The 1,500-nt window shown below is 74.5% G+C and carries 3 protein-coding genes and 1 pseudogene; all 4 read left to right on the forward strand.

Translation table 11 applies throughout. The features are described 5' to 3' along the window. Window positions 1–320 (forward strand): type II secretion system protein GspJ (locus tag AC2W7C_RS17735; RefSeq protein WP_486002549.1); only part of this gene is annotated, 320 nt, incomplete at its 5' end. Between the two features lie 330 nt (window positions 321–650). Continuing rightward, window positions 651–898 (forward strand): annotated as a pseudogene (locus AC2W7C_RS17740) (type II secretion system minor pseudopilin GspK); the annotation flags it as partial. A gap of 81 nt (window positions 899–979) precedes the next feature. After that, complete coding sequence (locus tag AC2W7C_RS17745) at window positions 980–1,303, forward strand: type II secretion system protein GspK (protein ID WP_486002551.1); 324 nt, start codon at window positions 980–982, stop codon at window positions 1,301–1,303. Beyond that, window positions 1,300–1,500 (forward strand): hypothetical protein (locus AC2W7C_RS17750; protein ID WP_486002550.1); only part of this gene is annotated, 201 nt, incomplete at its 3' end. The genes AC2W7C_RS17745 and AC2W7C_RS17750, both read left to right, overlap by 4 nt.

Here is a 1,500-nt window from a genome sequence, read left to right on the forward strand (position 1 = left end):
TCCTCACCCTGATCCGCGCGGGGGCCAGCAATCCCGGAGAGCAGGCCCGGCCGTCGCTCCAGAGGGTCGAGTACCGCCTGGTCGAGGGGCGGCTGGAGCGGCGCGTCTCCAGCCATCGTGGACGGGGCCCGGCCCGGTCCGCCGCAGGTGCTGTACCGCGGCGTCCGCGACCCGACCGTCGCCTTCGTCCGCGACGGCAGGAGGCGCCCGCCTTCCTGCCCACGCCCGAGCGGCCGCTGCCGGACGCGGCGCGCGTGACCATGACGCTGGACGGCTACGGCTCGGTCAGCCAGCTGTTCCTGGTGGGGAGCGGCCGATGAGCGTGCGCCGGCCCGGGAATCGCGAAGGCATGGCCCTGCTCACAGTGCTCCTGCTGGTGGCGGTGATGTCGGTCGTCGCCGTGGCCGTGCTGGACGACGTGCGTTTCTCGGTGCGGCGGGCGACCAACGCCGAGACCCAGGCGCAGGCCCAGTGGTACGCCTCGGGCGCCGAGGCCCTGGCGCGGCGTCAGGTGGGGCGCCTGATGCGGGCGGACCGCGCGCACGCCGTTGACGCCCGACTGGAACGGCCGCCGCTACGCCTTCCCGATCGAGGGCGGGGCCCTGTCCGCCGTGGTCACCGACGGCCAGGCCTGTTTCAACCTGAACAGCGTGGTCCAGGGGGTCGGCGAGGACCTGACCGCCCGGCCCCTGGGCGCGACCCAGTTCCTGGCGCTGGGCCGCGCGGTCGGGGCGCCCGACAGCCGGATGCGGGCCGTCGCCGATGCGCTCACGGATTGGCTGGACGCCGATTCCGTCTCGCTGCCGCTGGGCGCCGAGACGGCGCCTATGCGGGTCTGGCGACGCCCTACCGCACCGGCGGCGTCCTTCTGGCCGAGGTCAGCGAGCTGCGCGCTGTGAAAGGGGTCGACGCCGACACCTACCGCCGGCTGCGCCCCTACGTCTGCGCCCTGCCGACCAGCGCCCTGTCGCCCCTGAACGTGAACACCCTGACCGAAGCCGACGCGCCCCTGATCGTCATGCTGACCGGCGGGGCGGTTCAGGGCGCGGCGGCCAAGGCGGCGATCGCTCGGCGTCCGCGCGACGGCTGGGCGAGCACGGCCGCCTTCTGGGAGCAGCCGGCCCTCGCCGGAGCCCAGGTCCCTGACGAAGTCCGCGATCAGGTCACCGTCCTGACCCGCTTTTTCAACCTCCGCATCGACGTCGACTACGGCGGCGGGCAGGCCGTGCGCACGGCCCTGCTCGAAGCCCGTCCCGACGGCGGCGTGCGCACCGTCATCCAGCGATGGACCCCCGAAGAATGAAGCCCGTCCGCCTGATCCTGCTGCCCGTGCTCGCCTCCGACCCCGCGCCGTTCCTCGTGATCGGGCAGGGCGGCTTCGTGCTGGAGCGCGGGAGCCTGTCCATCGAGGGCCCGCGTCCGGAGCCGATGCGCACCGTCGCCGTCGTCCCCGGCGGCGACGTCGTCGTCCGCTGGCTGGACCTGCCGGCGGGCGGAGCC

The sequence above is a fragment of the Brevundimonas sp. CURTG3B2_SDJG genome (genome assembly GCF_057364705.1).